The organism is Devosia insulae DS-56 (assembly GCF_000970465.2).
In the GTDB taxonomy this organism is placed as follows: Bacteria; Pseudomonadota; Alphaproteobacteria; order Rhizobiales; family Devosiaceae; genus Devosia_A; species Devosia_A insulae.
On sequence record NZ_LAJE02000278.1, the window covers coordinates 1 to 18481 of the forward strand.

Genomic DNA, 18481 nt, shown 5'->3' on the forward strand with positions numbered 1-18481 from the left:
GGACAGGGGTGGGGGTCAGCTCCCACCGGCTCCTAAGAGAGACCGATCTACGCCGCCACCCTCGGCACCGGCCCGACGTACAGCGATTTCGGCCGGATCAGCCGGCCGTTCGCGGCCTCTTCCCTGGCGTGGGCGATCCAGCCGCCGATGCGGCTGGCGGCAAAGATCGCGGTGAACGCCGAGCGCGGGAAACCGAGCGTTTCGAGCAGCAGCGCCGGGTAGAACTCGACATTGGTCGCGAGCACCCGGTCGGGCTTGTGGCGCTTCAGCGCCGCCAGCGCCACCGCCTCGACCTGCTGGGCCAACTCGACGCGGGTGGTATCGACCGCGCCGGACCGGGTCAGCCGCTCAAGCGCGGCCTTCAACACATCGGCACGAGGATCGCGCACCCGGTAGATGCGATGGCCAAAGCCCATCAGGCGCCGGCCGTTTGCCAGCTCGTTCTCGATCCAGGCCGCGGCCTTGTCGGCAGTGCCGATGGCGTCGAGCATGTCGAGAACGGGCCCGAGCGCGCCGCCATGCCGCGGGCCCTTCAAGGCGCCCAAGGCCGCCAGTGCTGATGAGTTGAGACCGGCGAGAGTCGAGGCCACCACACGGGCCGCAAAGGTCGAGGCGTTCAGCCCGTGGTCGACTACGGTGACGAGGTAGCTGTCGAGCGCCGCGGCGGGCGCCGGATCGGCGGCCACGTCGCCGAGCATGCTCAGCATATCGGCGGCGTGGCCAAGGCCGAGCTGCGGCGCGCGCGGGCGCTTGCCGGCCTGCAGCCGGATCGCCGCCGGCAGGGCGACGGCAGGAGCCGCGGTCAGCAGCAGCGCCGTTTCCAGATCAGTGTCGTCGGGCAGCCGCGCCATCACGGCGCGAACGCCATCGTAGACCGGCAGCTCGGCCAGCAGCGACTGTTCGCGTTCAACGACGCGGTACACGGCCGCCCTGGCGTTCGCCAGCGGCGTGGTCAGATCCTCGGGCAGGTCGGCAAAGAAGCCATCCCAGAGCAGCGCCAGCACCTGCTCGTAGCTCGCGTATCCGGTCAGCGCGTCGAGCGGCTGGCCACGGATGATCAGCCGACCCGCCAGCCCATCCACATCCGAGAGGATGGTTTCTGCGGCGACAACGTCTTCGAGTCCATTGCTCATCTGAGCCTCCTTGGCTGTTTGCAAACCAAGGTAGGCACGCTAACATTGACGTCAATCTTGATCATATTGATCAACGTCTGAGGTCAACATGTGGCTTAGCGCAACGGAGGCATTGGCGCGGCTCGGCTCAAAGCCGCAGTCGCTCTATGCGAGCGTCAGCCGGGGCCGCATCCGGGCGAAACCGGATCCGGCGGATACGCGGCGGAGCCTCTATCGCGAGGAAGACGTAGACCGGCTGGCTGCGCGGGCACGCGGCCGGCGGAGTTCTGCCACGGTGGCCTCGGAGGCGATCAGCTGGGGCGACCCGGTGCTGCCGTCGGCCATCTCCACGGTCAGTGGCGGGCGGCTCTATTATCGTGGCGTGGATGCGATCGAACTGGCGACCACAGCGACGCTCGAGGATGTCGCCACCCTGTTATGGGACGGGCCGTGGAGCTTGCCGGCAAGCGCGCCTGGGCCCGTCGCCGCGACACCGATGGCTGCGGCTTTCGCAGCGCTGGCGGAGCGAGCGGTTTTGGGTGTTCCGAGTTCGGGCCTCGGGCCATGGCAGTTACGCGGCGAGGCGGCGGGCGTGCTCGGATGTGTCGCAGACGCCATGCTGGGCGCCGGCGCCGGCCCGCTGCACGTTCGCCTGGCCGACAGTCTGGGGCGCCCCCGCGCGGCGGAGGTCCTGCGGCGCACCATGGTGCTGCTGGCCGATCACGAGCTCAATCCCTCGACCTTCGCAGCGCGGGTCGCCGTCTCCACCGGCGCATCGCTACCGGCCGGCGCGCTGGCCGGGCTTGCCACCTTCACCGGCCCGCGGCATGGCACTGCCGCTGCGGCGGTCCTGGCACTGGCGCTCGACATCGGCCCCCACGCCGACCGGCCGGGCGACGGTTTGCGCGAATGGCTGGGAGAAGGGCGGGTTATCCCCGGCTTCGGCCACCGGCTCTATCCGCGCGGCGACCTCCGCGCCGAGGCGCTGCTGGCGGCGATCGAGGTGCCCGCATCGTTCCGCAGGCTGGCGCTGACCGCCGAGGCGCTGCTGGGTGATCGGCCCAATGTGGATTACGCGCTGGCGGCGGTGAGCGCCGCCTATGACTTGCCGCCGCATGCCCCGGCCACCATCTTTGCGCTGGCCCGCACTGTAGGGTGGCTGGCGCATATGCTGGAGCAGGTGGCGAGCGGCCAGTTGATCCGCCCGCGCGCCCGCTATGTCGGGCCGGCCGTCGAGGCGACCTGAGGCCCTCCGGCTGATGCAGCCGCAGCACACAGTAGTGCCGCATTGCGGGCATACCCGTCATTACGGGTAGGTTGACTTGCCCTTTGCCGCGGGCGCCCTATTTAATCAGCAGAATCAGGCTCGCCGCCCATCGTGGGGACCGGCCCGATTGCTAGACGGGCGCGGGCTCGCCCATCCTCCCGAAACGAGCCCTGCGCCCAGGAAAGGACCAAATATGTCGGACGTTACCCAAGGCGGCGCCGGATTCGATCGCGATCGGGTTTACCCCGTGCTGCCGCTACGCGATATCGTTGTCTTTCCGGGCATGATCGTGCCGCTGTTCGTCGGCCGCGAAAAGTCGGTGAAGGCGCTCGAAGAAGTGATGCGCGACGATAAGCACATTCTCGTCGTCACCCAGAAGAATGCCCAGGATGACGATCCGTCGCCTGATGAGATTTATGCCACCGGCACCATCGCCTCCGTACTGCAGCTGCTGAAGCTGCCCGATGGCACCGTCAAGGTGCTGGTCGAAGGCCTGCGCCGGGCAAAGATCGACCAGTACCTGCAGACCGTCGACTACTTCGAAGCAGAAGCGACGACCCTGCCGGAGCCGGCGGAAGACGAGACCGAGCTCGAGGCGCTGGCGCGTTCCGCGCAGTCCGAGTTCGAGAACTACGTCAAGCTCAACAAGAAGATCTCGGCCGAGGTGGTCAACGCCGTCAGCCAGATCACCAACCATTCGAAGCTTGCCGACACCATCGCCAGCCACCTGGTGATCAAGATCGAGCAGAAGGAAGAGCTGCTGGGCACCGTTTCGGTGGCCGAGCGGCTGCAGAAGATTCTTGGCCTGATGGAAGGCGAGATCGGTGTCCTGCAGGTCGAGAAGCGCATCCGCTCCCGCGTCAAGCGGCAGATGGAGAAGACGCAGCGCGAGTACTATCTCAACGAGCAGATGAAGGCGATCCAGCGCGAGCTGGGCGACGGCGAGGAAGGCAGCAACGAGCTGACCGAGCTCGAAGAGAAGATCAAGAAGACCAAACTGTCGAAGGAAGCCCGGATCAAGGCCGATGGTGAGCTGAAGAAGCTCAAGACCATGAGCCCGATGTCGGCTGAAGCGACGGTGGTCCGCAACTATCTCGACTGGCTGCTGACGCTGCCGTGGGGCAAGAAGAGCAAGGTCAAGCGCGACCTGGTCTATGGGGAGCAGGTGCTGGACGAGGATCACTATGGCCTCGAGAAGGTCAAGGAGCGCATCCTCGAGTACCTCGCGGTGCAGTCGCGCACCGGCAAGCTGAAGGGTCCGATCCTCTGCCTCGTCGGCCCTCCGGGCGTCGGCAAGACCTCGCTGGGCAAGTCGATCGCCAAGGCGACCGGCCGTGAGTTCATCCGCATGGCGCTCGGTGGCGTCCGGGACGAGGCCGAGATCCGTGGCCATCGCCGGACCTATATCGGCTCCATGCCGGGCAAGGTGATCCAGTCGCTGAAGAAGGCGGGCAAGAACAATCCGCTGTTCCTGCTCGACGAGATCGACAAGATGGGCCAGGACTTCCGTGGCGATCCGTCCTCGGCGCTGCTCGAAGTGCTCGATCCGGAGCAGAACAATACGTTCGCCGACCACTACCTCGAGGTCGATTTCGACCTCTCGGACGTGATGTTCGTCACCACCTCGAACACGCTCAACATCCCCGGCCCGCTGATGGACCGCATGGAGATCATTCGCCTCTCGGGTTACACCGAAGAGGAGAAGTTCGAGATCGCCCGGCGCCACCTGATCCCGGAGACGCTGAAGGAGAACGGCCTGCAGACCAAGGAATTCGTCATCGACGATGACCAACTGATGGCCGTGGTCCGCAACTACACGCGTGAAGCCGGTGTGCGTAACCTGAAGCGTGAGCTCAGTAAGCTGATGCGCAAGGCGGTGCGTGACATCCTGGTCAAGAAGTCGACCAAGGTCGTCGTCACTCCGGAGCTGCTCGAGGAATATCTCGGGCCGGCATTCTTCCGGAACGACAAGATCGATGCCGAGCCGCAGGTCGGCGTGGTGACGGGGCTTGCCTGGACTTCGGTCGGGGGCGAGATCCTGACGATCGAAGGCGTGATGACGCACGGCAAGGGTCGCATGACGGTGACGGGCAACCTCAAGGAAGTGATGAAGGAATCCATCACTGCCGCATCGGGTTACGTCCGCTCGCGGGCTGTCGATCTCGGCATCAAGCCGCCGCTGTTCGATACGCGCGACATCCACCTGCACTTGCCGGAAGGCGCGACGCCGAAGGATGGCCCGTCGGCCGGTATCGGCATGGCCACGACGATCGTCTCGCTGATGACCGGCATTCCGGTGCGGCATGACATCGCCATGACCGGCGAAGTGACGCTACGCGGCCGTGTCCTGCCCATTGGCGGGCTCAAGGAAAAGCTCCTTGCCGCGCTCCGCTCGGGCATCAAGACCGTGCTCATCCCCGAGGAGAACACGCGGGATCTCAAGGAGATCCCGAAGAACGTGACCGAGGGCATGGAGATCATCCCGGTGAGCCGGATGGACGAGGTGCTGAGCCGCGCCCTGATCCGGCAGCCCGAGCCGATCGAGTGGAAGTATGACGACGACAAGCCGGCCGCGGTGCCGGTGGTCGAGAGCTCGGTCGACGGCGACGAGAGCGGCGCGAGCCTGCCGCACTGAGCCGGTCTTTGATCGATGAAACTGGAAGCGGCGCCCTCGGGCGCCGTTTTCGTTTGTGCGCCGCGGAGTTAGGGCAAAGGTTCAGGTAGTTTGCCACGAAATCTTCACGGACGTCCGACTAGCTGCAGCTTGGACAGCGCTGGAGAAACAAATGCGAAGCACATGGGCTTTGGGGATCGCGACGCTATTGGCGGCCGTCATCTCGTTGGTAGGATCGTCGTTCGCCCAGGACACGCGGACCGAGACGGTGAAGTTCAAGCGCGGCGCGAGCAGCACGTCGATCGAGGACAGCATCGCCGGCTACGAGAGCGTGAGCTACATTGTGGGCGTCAGCGCCGGGCAGCGGATGAGCGTCGAGCTCGATACCGACAATACCAGCAACTATTTCAACATCACGGCACCAGGAGCGTCGGCGGCGCTGTTCATCGGCTCGACCTCGGGCACCAGTACATCGTTCGTCATTCCGTCGAGCGGCGACTACAAGGTCGACGTCTACCTGATGCGAAATGCGGCGCGCCGGGGCGAGGCGGCGAATTACGACCTGACTATCGCCGTCGAGGGCAAGGCAGCCGCGCAGGCGCCGAGCAAGCCGACGCCCAGCAAGCCGGCTCCCGACTTTGCCGATGGCCTCGCCGGCGGACCGGACTTCTGGCAGGTGCATGGCCTCGGGCGCGGTGACACGCTGAACGTGCGCGCCTCGGCCGCGTCTGGAGCGTCGGTGCTGGGTGTGCTCGACGAGGGCGACGTGATCCGCAACCTCGGCTGCAAGATGAACGGCTCAACCCGCTGGTGCCGCGTCGAAGATCAGACCGGCCTCAACGGTTGGGTCTCCGGCAAGTACCTGCACGAGTCGACCCGGGCGCCGGGCCCGTCGCGCCCGGTAACCCCGCCGCCGACTAGCCAGCCGCCGGTCAGCTCCGACGATGGCGTGCCTGTGGCGATGATGCCGCGCTACTGCACGGGCGAAGCCTCGGCGCAGTTCGGCGTGCGCCCGCAGGACATCACCACCAACGTGGCGTTCAAGAGCGGCAAGCTCTACGTCTCGCAGTGCTGGTTCGACGGCCCTGATGGTACGACGTTCTTCAACTGCTATTTCAAGGCGGACGGCACCTTCATCGCCGTGAACTGACCGCAGGGCTTCACACGAACAAGCGGCGCCCGTGCGGGCGCCGTTTCCATACCCTTCTCACCAGCCCGACGGTGCCCGGGGCGCTTCGCAATCATGCGGCAACCGATATCTGCTTTGGCTCGCCGCGCCGATTGGGCAGGACAGCGCTAACCGAGGACACCGGCCAGATGACTTTCACCAGGCGATCGCTCACTTGCCTGGTCGCCGCGGGCGCGATCGTTGGTGGTCTGGCACTGTGCGCCGCCTGGGCGGGCGATGCCCTGGCGCGGCGGCCGTCCAAAGCAGAGGCGGTTATTCCGGTCTATCTGTCCTCCAAGCGCCCCTTGGTGATGATGCGGATCGGCGATCATCCGCCGGCGCCGGTGGTGTTCGATACCGGCACCAACGACAACATCCTCGACACCGCCTATGCAGAACCGTTCGAGCTGCCGCGCATCGGTCCGTCGACGTCGATAGACGGCAACACCGGCATTCCGGTGCCGGGCTACCAGACGCGCCTCGTCGGCGTGCGGCTTGGCGGCGCGCCGATTGTCGACGGACCGGCCAATGTCTTCGATTACCGCAGCACCGACGAGGTCGGCATCTTCGGGCCCAACAGCTTCCCGGGAAAGCTGGTGCTGCTGGATTTTCGGAATGCCGAGTTGCGCATCCTGCCGGCAACGGCAATCGCGTCGATGCAGGGCCCCGGCATGCCGTATCTCGGCGAAGGCGCCGCTGGTTTACCGTCCATACCCATTGTGCTGCCGGGCGGAACGGTCGACGCCATATTGGATAGCGGCAATGATTCCGCGTTGATGCTGCCGCTGGACCTGGCCGACAAGCTCGGCGTCGGCGGCACCCTGAAAGAGATCGGCAGGGTGGTGTCGGCGTCGGGCAGTCAGCCGGTCTACGAGGCGCAGGTCACCGGCGACATCAAGATCGGACCGGTCACCCTGAACAACCCAATGGTCAGGTTCTTCAAGGCCGGGCGGCCGCTGGTCGGCCTGCCCGTGCTGCTGCAGATGACGCTGGCGTTCGATCCGAGTAATGGCCGCAGCTGGGTGATCGAGGCGCACGGGGCCGCCGACTAGCTGTTCATCCCTCGCCAGTTTGCCTCACGTCCTTCACGCACTCTCGCTCTGGTGTAACGCCCGCGTGATCACCACTTAGAGCGAATTGCGCTTTCGAAGCGGCAAGGTCTGCAGCTTCTCCGGAGAGCGCTTCTGGCATTTCGTTTGCAACGCCAAACGAGAACGAATATAGAACACGCCCCGCGTGTCAGCCGGCTGGAGGGCCCTGAATTGAACAAGGCACTGATCATCATTCTGGCCGCGGTGACGCTCGATGCGGTCGGCATCGGGCTGATTTTCCCGATTCTGCCCCGCCTGCTCGAGGACGTGACCCATACCGGCGAAGTGACGATGATCATCGGCATCATGCTGGCGCTCTATTCGGCGATGCAGTTCCTGTTTTCACCGGTGCTGGGGGTGCTCAGCGACCGCTACGGCCGTCGCCCGGTGCTGCTGGTGTCGCTGGCCGGCGCGGCGATCGACTACCTGGTGATGGCGTTCGCGCCCGAGCTCTGGATGCTGGTGGTGGGCCGCGCCATTGCCGGGATCACCAGCGCCAACATGGCGGTCGCCACCGCCTATATCACCGACATTTCGGCCGAGGAGGAGCGCGCCAAGCGCTTCGGTTATTTCCACGCCATGTTCGGCATAGGCTTCATCATCGGGCCGGTGATCGGCGGTATCCTGGGCGATATCTGGGTGCGGGCGCCGTTCCTGGTGGCGGCCGGGCTCAACGCGGTCAACTTCGCGCTGGCGCTGTTCGTCCTGCCGGAATCACGGCCGGGCGATGCCAGCGCCAAGTTCGATTTCGCCACGCTCAACCCGTTCCGGCCGCTCGGCTGGGCCTTCAGCTTCACCTCGCTGCTGCCGCTGATGGCGATCTTCGTCATCATGAACTTCGTCGGCACCATGTACGGCACCATCTGGGCGCTGTTCGGCCAGGACATGTTCCAGTGGAACGGGCTGATGATCGGGCTGTCGCTCGGCGCCTTCGGGCTGTTCCATGCCGGCGCGCAGGCGCTGCTGACCGGCCCTGCCGCGGCGCGGCTGGGCGAGCGCTGGGCCATGGTTTTGGGAATGGCGTGCGAGCTCACGGCACTGCTGATTCTCGGCTTTGCGACGCAGGGCTGGATCCTGTTCGCACTGGCGCCGCTGTTCGCGCTCGGCGGCATCGGCATGCCGGCGCTGCAGTCGCTCACCACGCAGCAGGTTGATGGCGACAATCAGGGCAAGCTCCAGGGGGTGCTGGCGAGCCTTGTCAGCCTCTCGGCGGTGTTCGGTCCGATCTTCTTCTCGGCGGTGTATTTTGCCCTCAAACCGACCTGGCCGGGACTGATCTGGATCGTCGGCGGAGCTGTGTATTTGCTGGCGTTGCCGCTGCTTTTGGGCATCCGTCGGACGCGTGTTGCCACAGTGACGCCAGACGGCTGACAAAGTTGAGCCAGAATTGACGCTTCATTAACAGAATTGCTGTGCCTCACTTGCGGAAAAGCCCGGATTTCCTTGCGTTCTGAGCAGAATCGAAGAAGGGTCACGGCGTTTTGGTTCGCCTCCCAAGGGCGGGCATCCCACAGTGAGGAAACGCTATGTCTAACAAGAACGATCTGATCGGCGTCGTCGCCGACAAGGCGGGCCTGACCAAGGCCGACGCTGCACTGGCTGTCGATGCCGTCTTCGACGCCGTCACCGCGTCGCTGAAGAAGGGCGAAGAAGTCCGTCTCGTCGGCTTTGGTACGTTCGCCGTTTCCAAGCGCAAGGCCTCGATCGGTCGCAACCCGGCAACGGGCGCGGAGATCAAGATCCCGGCTTCCAACCAGGCCAAGTTCAAGCCCGGCAAGGGCCTCAAGGACGCGATCAACTAAGATCGCGTTCCGGTCGACAGACCACATGGCCCCGTGCGCTCGTCGCCGGGGCCATTTGCTTTTTGGGGCAGGGGACCCGGCTCTCCCGTGGTGGCAGCAGGTGCGCGGGGCTTTAAGGAAATGGTGGGCGGTGACGGTCTCGAACCGCCGACCCTCTCGGTGTAAACGAGATGCTCTACCAACTGAGCTAACCGCCCGTCAGCAAACCCTGGGGTCGCGCTATTGGCGACGCGGGGCCGCGACGAAGGCGCACTAACTAGGGTCTCGGCCGCAGGTCGTCAACCCGTGCCGCTGAATCTCGCTGTGCCCAAGCGGTATCCCCCTGTAGAGTGGCGCGACTACGCTGACGGTTCGTCGGACTGAGGCCGGGGAGGGCTCGATGTCGATTGCCGAGGTAGGCCGCCTTGATCTGCCCGGGTTTGCGGGCACCCTCATCCACCCAGACCATGCCAGCTACAACGAGGCGCGCCGCGTCTATAATGGCATGATCGACCGCCGGCCGGCCCTGATCGCGCGCTGCAACAGCGCCGACGACGTGGTGCTGGCGCTCACCCTGGCGCGTCGCGAGGGGCTGCCGGTATCGGTGTTCGGCGGCGGCCATGCGGTCACCGGCTCGGCCGTCTGCGACAACGGCGTTTGCATCGACCTGCGTGGCATGAAGGATATTCGGATCGATTCCGTCGCCCGGACCTGCCGGGCCGAGGCTGGCCTCAACTGGGGCGAGTTCGATGCGGCGACCGCCAAGCATGGCCTCGCGCTGACTGGTGGCCGTAACCCCACGACCGGCATCGCCGGGCTGTCGCTGGGCAGCGGCAGTGGCTGGCTGGAGCGGAAGTTCGGTTATGTCTGCGACAACCTGATTTCGGCCGAGGTGGTCACCGCTGACGGTCGCAAGGTGATTGCGTCCGAAACCGAGAACCCGGATCTGTTCTGGGGCTTACGCGGTGGCGGCGGCAATTTCGGCATCGTCACGGCGTTTCATTTCCGGTTGCACCAGCTGGGTCCGATCGTCCTCGCCGGCGCGTTGATGTACCCCGCGCCGATGGCTGCGGCGGTGCTGCGTAACCTGCGCGACTTCATTCGTAAGGCGCCGGATGAGGTGGGTGTGGGGATGGTGTTCACTACCGCGCCGGATGCGCCGTTCGTGCCGCAACCGGCACGTGGCAAGCCGATCGTCGTCGTACAAGTGATCTATATCGGCGCTGTGGATGAGGGAATCACGATGCTGGCGCCGTTCCGCGCCTTCGGACCGCCGGCAGCCGACCTGGTGCAGCCGATGCCCTATACCGAGTTCCAGAAGATGGGCGGCAACTTTCCGGGCTCGCAGAACTACTGGACGGCAGATTTCCTCAACGAGCTGCCGGAAGAGGCGATCGACGCCTATGCAGCGCTGGCGCTGACGCCGCTCTCGCCGCAGTCGGCAGTCATCCTCGTTCCTGGAGGCGGCGCGCCATCGCGCGTCGATGAGGAGGCCACGGCTTTCGGCATGCGCACGGCGCCGTGGAACGTGCACTATATCTGCGGCTGGACGGATCCTGCGGATAACGCCGCCAACACGGCGCGGGTCAAACAGATCGCTTCGGTGCTGAAGCCATGGTCGACCGGGCGGGTCTATCTCAATTACATCGGCAACGAGGGGCAGGAGCGGGTCGACGCAGCGTTCGGCGAGAAAAAGCTGGCGCGGTTGCGTGCGCTCAAGGCCAAGTGGGACCCCGACAACGTGTTCCGGCACAACCACAACATCCGGCCGGCCGCTGCCGGGGCGTAAACGGGCGGAAAACGCCAGTCGGCAAAGGCATTTGCAGGCAGACGTGGAAAAGCCGGAAGAAAGTATGCCGGCGACCCGGTTTCGGCGCTTGACACTCTCCGACCCGCCCTCTAAACGGACGCCACGTTGCGCGGACGACTGGTTCGCAAGCGCTGCGGGAGTAGCTCAGTTGGTTAGAGCGCCGGCCTGTCACGCCGGAGGTCGCGGGTTCGAGCCCCGTCTCTCGCGCCACCCTTTTTCTTCAAATCATTGATGAACTTTGGGTGGCGCTGATCGCTTTCGAGCGATGGTCTCACTTCCCCCGCCGACATGTTCCCACTTTTTATGCCGTGTTGTTCTGACTGAACGCTGGCCGAGGCATTGCTGGCGATCGCTTCCGTGCCGCATCCAACTCAGAGGGTGATGTTCAGGCTGACGCGTGGTATTAGCGCGGCGAACGCATTGGCGTTCGAAGTGGCTTCAATCATGAAGCCGCCACCCACGTTAGGACAATGTTTGCAGGTTCTCGTTCGCGACAATAATGTCGATCAGGCTCTCAAGGTACTCAAGAAGCGCTTGCAGCGTGAGGGTGTGTTCCGGGAGATGAAGCTCCGCAGCTATTACGAGAAGCCGTCAGAAAAGCGGGTTCGTGAAGCCGCTGAGGCAGTACGTCGGGGCCGCAAGGCCGCTCGCAAGACCGCCATTCGTGAAGGCCTGATCGCTGCCCCGGTGAAGAAACCGGCGTTTCAGAGAGCCCAGGCGCCTTCGGCGCTTCGAGGCGGCTAGCCGCTGCGCATCGACGAGCAGATGAAACCCGCCACATCGGCGGGTTTTTTCATGCCGACTGTCAGGCAAGGTTGAAGGCAGTGGCTGGAACGATCTCGTGTAGCCGGCGTGTTACGGTTTTCGGGGCGGCTGTCCTTGCAATGGCCGCCGCCGCACCACATTTCTGATGTACGTCTCCGCGAATCCTGACGGAACCGCGGATGCGTGTTGTGCATTTAGAACTGTTGGAGGCGATCCAGGAGAAACCGGCCATGCTGGTGCCATTGCGACTGGTGTTTGCAGGAACGTTGTTGGCGGCCATGGTCGGCGCTGCGACGGCTTCTGATCTGATCACTGTGCCGGTTGGCTCGAGCGAGGTCGCGGTCCCTGTCGCCACCGGATTCGACTGGAGCGGCTTCTATGCCGGCGTCTATGGCGTGGTGCAGTCGAGCCCGGTCCGCGGCACTGAGGTCGGCGGGGGAATCGCCGCCGGTGTGAATGCGCAGTTCGATTTCTTCCTCATTGGTGGTGAAGTGGCCCTGCATGGGCTGACTGGCGACACCATCGATACGGCCTATGGCCAGGTGACTGGTCGCGGCGGGGTGCTGGTGACCGACGACCTGTTGGCCTATGCCTCGGCCGGCTACGGCATGGAACTCAGTGGCACCGGCGAGCGCGACTTCCTTGCCGGAGGCGGCCTCGAGTATGCGGTCACCGACGACATCTCGCTGAACGCCGAATACCTGCGTGGCTTCGACCTCGAGGGCGGCAACGCCAAGGACCAGTTCAGCCTCGGCGCGCGGTTCCATTTCTAGCTGAGTCCGGGGGCGCCATTGGCAAGCGCAGCATTGCGTTTTGCGGTGCCCCAACCATGAGTGGAACACTCTCGCGGCACCAATAGCCGGAAGACCGTTGCGGGCAGGGCGTCTCAGCCGGTTTTCCGTACTAAGTTGAGCGGAATGATCAACATTAGTTTTTCTTGAATCGCTGCAAGGCGTGGGCTAAGCCCGTGCCACACGAAGTCGCGTCGTCTCGCGGGCCCAAAATTGCCCGTCTGGCCGCGCGAGCCGGCCACTCCAGCCGGCCCGACCATTAGGCTGCACAATGAACGAGTTGCTCAGCAACTACCTGCCGATCATCATATTCGTCGGTCTGGCTGCCGTTATCGGCCTGGCCCTCATGGTTGCCCCCTTCATCGTTGCCTACAAGCGACCCGACCCCGAGAAGGTGTCGGCGTTCGAAGCAGGTTTTGAAGCCTTCGACGATGCGCGCATGAAGTTCGATGTGCGCTTCTACCTGGTGTCGATCCTGTTCATCGTCTTCGATCTCGAAGTGGCGCTGCTGTTCCCCTGGGCCGTGGCGTTCCGCGATGTCGGCTGGTTCGGCTTCTGGTCAGTCATGATCTTCCTTGGCGTGCTGACCATCGGCTTCATCTACGAATGGAAGAAGGGCGCGCTGGAATGGGATTGAGTGAACAGACGCTGGTCGCGCCGCAGCCCAAGGGGCTGATCGACCCACGGACCAACAAGCCGATCGGCGCCGACGATCCGTTCATGGCGGACGTGAACGCCGAGCTCGCCGACAAGGGTTTTCTGGTTTCGACGGCGTCGCAGCTGATCACCTGGGCCCGCACCGGCTCGCTGATGTGGATGCAGACCGGGCTCGCCTGCTGCGCCGTGGAAATGATCCAGATGTCGATGCCGCGCTACGACATCGAGCGATTCGGCACTGCGCCGCGCGCCTCGCCACGGCAGGCCGACGTGCTGATCGTCGCCGGCACGCTGACCAACAAGATGGCCCCGGCGCTGCGCAAGGTCTACGACCAGATGCCGGAGCCGCGCTACGTCATCTCGATGGGCAGCTGCGCCAATGGCGGCGGCTACTATCACTATTCGTATTCTGTGGTGCGCGGCTGCGATCGCGTCATGCCCGTCGACATCTATGTCCCGGGCTGCCCGCCGACCGCCGAGGCACTGCTCTATGGCATCCTGTTGCTGCAGAAGAAAATCCGCCGCACCGGCACGATCGAACGTTAGGACCGGCCATGACTGACGGCCCCATTCCTTCACCGCTCGCGGCGCTCGCTGAACGCGCCCGCAACGCGCTCGGCGAAAAGATTATCGACCACAAGCTGGCTTACGGCGAACTGACGCTCTCGGTGCAGCGCGACGCGATCATCGATGTCGCGACGTTCCTGCACGATCACGAGGCGTTCGTCGGCATTACCGACGTGTGTGGGGTGGACTATCCGGAGCGCGCAGAGCGCTTCGACGTGGTCTATCACCTGCTGAGCCCCAAGCAGAACCTGCGGGTGCGGCTGAAGCTCTCCACCGACGACACGCAGCCGGTGCAGTCGATCACAGGGCTGTTCCCGGGCGCCGACTGGTTCGAGCGCGAGACCTACGATCTGTTCGGCATCCTGTTCACCGGCCACCCGGACCTCCGCCGGCTGCTGACTGACTATGGCTTTGACGGCTATCCGCTGCGCAAGGATTTTCCGACCACCGGTTATGTCGAGGTCCGCTACGACGAAGAGCGCAAGCGCGTTGTTTATGAGCCCGTGAAGCTCCCTCAGGAGTTCCGGCAGTTTGATTACCTCTCTCCGTGGGAAGGCACTGACTACGTGCTCCCGGGCGACGAGAAAGCAAAAGGCTAGCGAGCTAGCGAATAGTAGGTAGCGAGTAGCGAAAGGAGAGCAGAACGGCGATAAACTCATACAGGGACCTTCTGGTTTGGAAGGCCGCAATTGAGCTAGCAGTCAGGTGTTACGAGGTGACCAAGGGCTTCCCACAGATGGAGGCGTACGGCATGACCTCTCAGATCAGACCAGCGTCAGCTTCTTTAGCGGCCAACATTGCCGAGGGGCATGGCAGGGATGGAACGGCATCGTTCATTCAGTTCTTGCGAGTTGCTCAGGGTTCTCTGAAGGAGTTGGAAACGCATCTGATCTTGGCGCAGCGAGTCGCTCTTCTGAGCGAGGCGGACACAGCCCCAATCCTGGGGCAGTGCGACGAGATAGGCCGGATGCTGCGATCCCCTGATCCGATCACTGCAAAGTAAAACATGACCCCAGTTCCCTCCATTCGCTATTGGCTACTCGCTACTCGCCCGACTTCGGAGAAGGCGCATGTCTGAAGTCGACGTCCGCAATTTCACGATTAACTTTGGGCCGATCCACCCGTCGGCGCACGGTGTGCTCCGCCTCATCCTGGAATTGGATGGCGAAGTGGTCGAGCGGGTCGATCCGCATATCGGGCTGCTGCATCGCGGCACCGAGAAGCTGATCGAGACCAAGACCTATCTGCAGGCCGTGCCGTATTTCGACCGGCTCGACTATGTCGCGCCGATGAACCAGGAGCATGCCTTCTGCCTCGCTGTGGAAAAGCTGCTCGGCATCGAAGTGCCGCTGCGTGGCCAGCTGATCCGCGTGCTCTATGCCGAGATCGGCCGGCTGTTGTCGCACATGCTCAACTGCACGACGCAGGCGATGGACGTCGGCGCGCTGACCCCGCCGCTGTGGGGTTTCGACGAGCGCGAAAAGCTGATGATCTTCTACGAGCGTGCCTCGGGCAGCCGCATGCATGCGGCTTATTTCCGTCCGGGTGGCGTGCACCAGGATCTGCCGCAGGCGCTGATCGACGATATCGGCGCGTTCTGCGACCCGTTCCTGCTGGTGCTCGACAACCTTGAGAAACTGCTCACCGGCAACCGCATCTATATGCAGCGCAACGCCGATATCGGCGTGGTGTCGGCGGAAGATGCGTGGAAGTGGGGCTTTTCGGGCGTGATGGTGCGCGGCTCGGGCGATGCCTGGGACCTGCGCAAGTCGCAACCGTATGAGTGCTACGACCGGCTTGAGTTCGACGTGCCGATCGGCAAGAACGGCGATTGCTACGACCGCTACCTCGTCCGCATGGACGAGATGCGCCAGTCGATCCGCATCATGAAGCAGGTGCTCGACCTGTTGAATTCGCCTGAAGGGCAGGGGCCCGTGGCCTCGACCGACGGCAAGGTGGTGCCGCCCAAGCGCGGTGAGATGAAGCAGTCGATGGAAGCGCTGATCCATCACTTCAAGCTCTATACCGAAGGCTACAAGGTGCCGGCCGGCGAGGTGTACGCCGCGGTCGAAGCGCCCAAGGGCGAGTTCGGCGTCTACCTGGTCAGCGACGGCACCAACAAGCCGTACCGCTGCAAGATCCGCGCGCCGGGCTTTGCGCACCTGCAGGCGATGGATTTCCTCTGCCGGGGACACATGCTGGCCGACGTCGCCGCTATCCTCGGTTCGCTCGATATCGTGTTTGGTGAGGTCGATCGGTAATGTCCGTCCGCCGTTTAGCAGATGAGGCCGTCCAGCCGACTACCTTCGCTTTCACGAAGGAAAACCAGGCCTGGGCCGAAAAGAAGATGGCGGAGTATCCGCCGGGCCGTCAGCAGTCGGCCGTGATCCCGGTGCTGTTCCGCGCCCAGGAACAGCAGGGCTGGGTTAGCCGTGCCGCGATCGAGGCGGTCGGGAAGCTCCTCGAGATGCCATATATCCGCGTGCTGGAAGTCGCGACTTTCTACACGCAGTTCCTGCTGCAGCCGGTCGGTACGCGCGCCCATATCCAGGTGTGCGGCACGACGCCGTGCATGCTGCGTGGCGCCGAAGAGATCCGCCACATCTGCGAGCGCCGCATCAACCACAACCCGCTTGAGACCAACGCCGAGGGCACGCTCAGTTGGGAAGAGGTCGAGTGCCTCGGCGCCTGCGTGAACGCGCCGCTGGTGATGGTCGGCAGCGACACCTACGAAGACCTGACGGTCGAGAGTTTTGAGGCGATCCGCGACAAGTTCGCCGCCGGCAAGGGCAGGGACGTGAAGCGCGGCCCGCAGGTGGTCCGCCAGTTTGCGGCTGCCGAGGGCGGCCAGACGACGCTGCTCGAAAAGCCGACCGCCAAGCGTACCTACAAGCCGTTCCCGCCGCCGCCGGCCGCGCCCGCGGCTGCTCCCGGCGCTGCAGCTCCTGCGGCTCCTGCCGCCGCTGCGCCGGCTCCTGCCGCCAAGGCGGCCGAGCCGACCGCTGCCGGCCGCAAGAACACCACTACCGAAGAGACGGCGCCCGCCCTGAAGTCGCCGTCGCCCGTAAAGGTTTCGACGGCAACGGCCGAGGCCGAGCGCAAGGCTGCCAACACGGCCGCCAAGGCTGATGGCACGCCGAACCGGGCGATGCGCGAGACGGCCACGGGCGCGGAATCGCCGGCCGGCAAGATCGACGCCGGCAAGACCGACACCAAGGCCAAGCGGGCACCCGCGCCGACCACCGCGGTGTCGCCGAGCGAGGATGGTGGTGCAAAACTGTTCCAGGCGCCTGCCGGCACGCCTGACGACCTCAAGCTGATCTCGGGTGTCGGCCCGGTGCTTGAGGGTAAGCTCAATGCCATCGGCATCACCACCTGGGCCCAGGTGGCGGCGCTGAAGAAGGCCGATATCGCAAAGCTCGAAGATCACCTCGCATTCCCGGGCCGGGTGGCCCGCGATGAGTGGATCAAGCAGGCCAAGGCGCTCGCCAAGGGCGGCGTCGAGGAATATCGCAAGGTGTTCGGGAAGGACCCGCGCTGATGCTCGCTGACCAGGATCGCATCTTCACCAATCTCTACGGCACCGGCGACTGGGTCCTCGAAGGCGCCCGAGCGCGTGGCGGCTGGGTGGATACCAAGAAGTTCATCGACAACGGTCGCGACTGGATTGTCAACGAGGTCAAGGGTTCGGGCCTGCGTGGCCGCGGCGGCGCCGGTTTCCCGACGGCGCTCAAATGGACCTTCATGCCCAAGGAAGGCGTCAATGACGGCCGTCCGAGCCAGCTCCTCGTCAATGCCGACGAGTCCGAGCCCGGCACCTGCAAGGACCGCGAGATCCTGCGCCACGACCCGCACCACCTGATCGAAGGGTGTTTGCTGGCCGGCCGCGCCATGGGCGCACATATCGCCTATGTCTATATCCGCGGCGAGTTCATCCGCGAGCGGCAGAATTTTGAAGCCGCCGTGCAGCAGGCCTATGACGCCAAGCTCATCGGCAAGAACAACGTGCATGGGTGGGATTTCGAGATCGTCGTCCACCACGGCGCCGGCGCCTACATCTGCGGCGAAGAAACCGCGCTGATGGAGTCGCTGGAGGGCAAGAAGGGCCAGCCGCGCCTGAAGCCGCCGTTCCCGGCGGCGATGGGCGTCTATGGCAACCCAACCACCGTCAACAACGTCGAATCCATCGCCGTTGTCCCGGAAATCCTGCGCCGCGGCGGCGCCTGGTTCGGCAGCTTCGGCCGGCCCAACAATACCGGCACCAAGCTGTTCATGGCCTCGGGCCACGTCAACAAGCCGGCGGTGTTCGAGGATGCGATGAGCTGCACCTTCGAAGAGCTGATCGAGAAGCATTGCGGCGGCATCCGTGGCGGCTGGGACAACCTGCTCGCCGTCATCCCCGGCGGTGCGTCCTGCCCGGTGGTGCGCGGCGAAGACATGCGCACCGCGATCATGGATTTCGACGGCCTGCGCGAGAAGAAGTCCTCGTTCGGCACCGGCGGCATGATCGTGCTCGACAAGTCGGCCGACATCATCAAGGCGATCTGGCGTATCCAGGCGTTCTTCAAGCATGAGAGCTGCGGCCAGTGCACGCCGTGCCGTGAAGGCACCGGCTGGATGATGCGCGTCATGGAACGCATGGTCGAAGGCCGCGCCCAGAAGCGCGAGATCGACATGCTGTTCGACGTGACCAAGCAGATCGAAGGGCACACTATCTGTGCGCTCGGCGATGCGGCGGCCTGGCCGGTACAGGGCCTGATCCGCAACTTCCGCGACGTCATCGAGGCGCGGATCGACCAATACACCTGGTCCTCGACCAGCGAGGGCGCCGTGCCCTCGATCGCGGCGGAGTAAGGCC

General features: G+C 64.5%; 17 protein-coding genes and 2 tRNA genes. 17 read left to right on the forward strand and 2 right to left on the reverse strand.

Going from position 1 to position 18481, the window contains the following annotated elements; genetic code table 11:
- Positions 1-47: 47 nt before the first annotated feature.
- The gene (locus VW23_RS19275) at positions 48-1133 is read right to left on the reverse strand and encodes a citrate synthase (protein WP_069911172.1); all 1086 of its coding nucleotides are present in this window, start codon (positions 1131-1133) and stop codon (positions 48-50) included.
- An 88-nt stretch (positions 1134-1221) separates the two neighbouring features.
- Here VW23_RS19275 and VW23_RS19280 point away from each other — a divergent pair, with 88 nt between their 5' ends.
- The 6 genes from VW23_RS19280 to VW23_RS19305 all read left to right on the forward strand — a co-directional run bounded on the left by VW23_RS19280 (position 1222) and on the right by VW23_RS19305 (position 9054).
- The gene (locus VW23_RS19280) at positions 1222-2358 is read left to right on the forward strand and encodes a citrate synthase (protein ID WP_069911173.1); all 1137 of its coding nucleotides are present in this window, start codon (positions 1222-1224) and stop codon (positions 2356-2358) included.
- A gap of 214 nt (positions 2359-2572) precedes the next feature.
- The gene (gene lon / locus VW23_RS19285; RefSeq protein WP_069911174.1) at positions 2573-5014 is read left to right on the forward strand and encodes an endopeptidase La; all 2442 of its coding nucleotides are present in this window, start codon (positions 2573-2575) and stop codon (positions 5012-5014) included.
- Positions 5015-5165: 151 nt separating this feature from the next.
- Positions 5166-6143, forward strand: a complete 978-nt coding sequence (locus tag VW23_RS29080; RefSeq protein ID WP_084646319.1) for an SH3 domain-containing protein — start codon at positions 5166-5168, stop codon at positions 6141-6143.
- Positions 6144-6310: 167 nt separating this feature from the next.
- Positions 6311-7213, forward strand: coding sequence for an aspartyl protease family protein (locus VW23_RS19295; RefSeq protein WP_069911176.1), 903 nt, complete (start codon positions 6311-6313; stop codon positions 7211-7213).
- 210 nt (positions 7214-7423) lie between these two features.
- On the forward strand, positions 7424-8623 hold the full coding sequence (tet, locus tag VW23_RS19300; protein ID WP_069911177.1) for a Tet(A)/Tet(B)/Tet(C) family tetracycline efflux MFS transporter: 1200 nt from the start codon (positions 7424-7426) through the stop codon (positions 8621-8623).
- 155 nt (positions 8624-8778) lie between these two features.
- Entirely contained in the window at positions 8779-9054 is a 276-nt protein-coding gene (locus tag VW23_RS19305; RefSeq protein WP_055881846.1) for an HU family DNA-binding protein, read from the forward strand.
- Between the two features lie 121 nt (positions 9055-9175).
- Here the strand turns inward: VW23_RS19305 and VW23_RS19310 are convergent.
- Positions 9176-9251, reverse strand: a tRNA-Val gene (locus VW23_RS19310).
- A gap of 182 nt (positions 9252-9433) precedes the next feature.
- Between VW23_RS19310 and VW23_RS19315 the strand changes: the two genes are divergently transcribed.
- The 11 genes from VW23_RS19315 (at position 9434) to nuoF (ending at position 18477) form a co-directional block, all read left to right on the forward strand.
- Positions 9434-10822: an FAD-binding oxidoreductase gene (locus tag VW23_RS19315; protein ID WP_069911178.1), complete on the forward strand. Its 1389-nt coding sequence runs from the start codon at positions 9434-9436 to the stop codon at positions 10820-10822.
- Between the two features lie 154 nt (positions 10823-10976).
- Positions 10977-11053, forward strand: a tRNA-Asp gene (locus tag VW23_RS19320).
- A gap of 264 nt (positions 11054-11317) precedes the next feature.
- Positions 11318-11587, forward strand: a complete 270-nt coding sequence (gene rpsU, locus VW23_RS19325) for a 30S ribosomal protein S21 (RefSeq protein ID WP_069911195.1) — start codon at positions 11318-11320, stop codon at positions 11585-11587.
- A gap of 251 nt (positions 11588-11838) precedes the next feature.
- Entirely contained in the window at positions 11839-12381 is a 543-nt protein-coding gene (locus tag VW23_RS19330) for an outer membrane protein (protein ID WP_069911179.1), read from the forward strand.
- A gap of 289 nt (positions 12382-12670) precedes the next feature.
- Positions 12671-13036: an NADH-quinone oxidoreductase subunit A gene (locus tag VW23_RS19335; RefSeq protein WP_055881655.1), complete on the forward strand. Its 366-nt coding sequence runs from the start codon at positions 12671-12673 to the stop codon at positions 13034-13036.
- Positions 13027-13602, forward strand: a complete 576-nt coding sequence (locus VW23_RS19340; protein ID WP_055881654.1) for a NuoB/complex I 20 kDa subunit family protein — start codon at positions 13027-13029, stop codon at positions 13600-13602. The genes VW23_RS19335 and VW23_RS19340 overlap by 10 nt, the downstream gene beginning before the upstream one ends.
- 8 nt (positions 13603-13610) lie before the next feature.
- On the forward strand, positions 13611-14222 hold the full coding sequence (locus tag VW23_RS19345; protein WP_069911180.1) for an NADH-quinone oxidoreductase subunit C: 612 nt from the start codon (positions 13611-13613) through the stop codon (positions 14220-14222).
- A gap of 89 nt (positions 14223-14311) precedes the next feature.
- Entirely contained in the window at positions 14312-14626 is a 315-nt protein-coding gene (locus VW23_RS19350) for a four helix bundle protein (protein WP_342029932.1), read from the forward strand.
- Between the two features lie 67 nt (positions 14627-14693).
- The gene (locus tag VW23_RS19355) at positions 14694-15884 is read left to right on the forward strand and encodes an NADH-quinone oxidoreductase subunit D (protein WP_055881649.1); all 1191 of its coding nucleotides are present in this window, start codon (positions 14694-14696) and stop codon (positions 15882-15884) included.
- Positions 15884-17164: an NADH-quinone oxidoreductase subunit NuoE gene (gene nuoE / locus VW23_RS19360; protein WP_069911181.1), complete on the forward strand. Its 1281-nt coding sequence runs from the start codon at positions 15884-15886 to the stop codon at positions 17162-17164. The genes VW23_RS19355 and nuoE overlap by 1 nt, the downstream gene beginning before the upstream one ends.
- Positions 17164-18477, forward strand: coding sequence for an NADH-quinone oxidoreductase subunit NuoF (nuoF, locus tag VW23_RS19365; protein ID WP_069911182.1), 1314 nt, complete (start codon positions 17164-17166; stop codon positions 18475-18477). The genes nuoE and nuoF overlap by 1 nt, the downstream gene beginning before the upstream one ends.
- Positions 18478-18481: the final 4 nt, after the last annotated feature.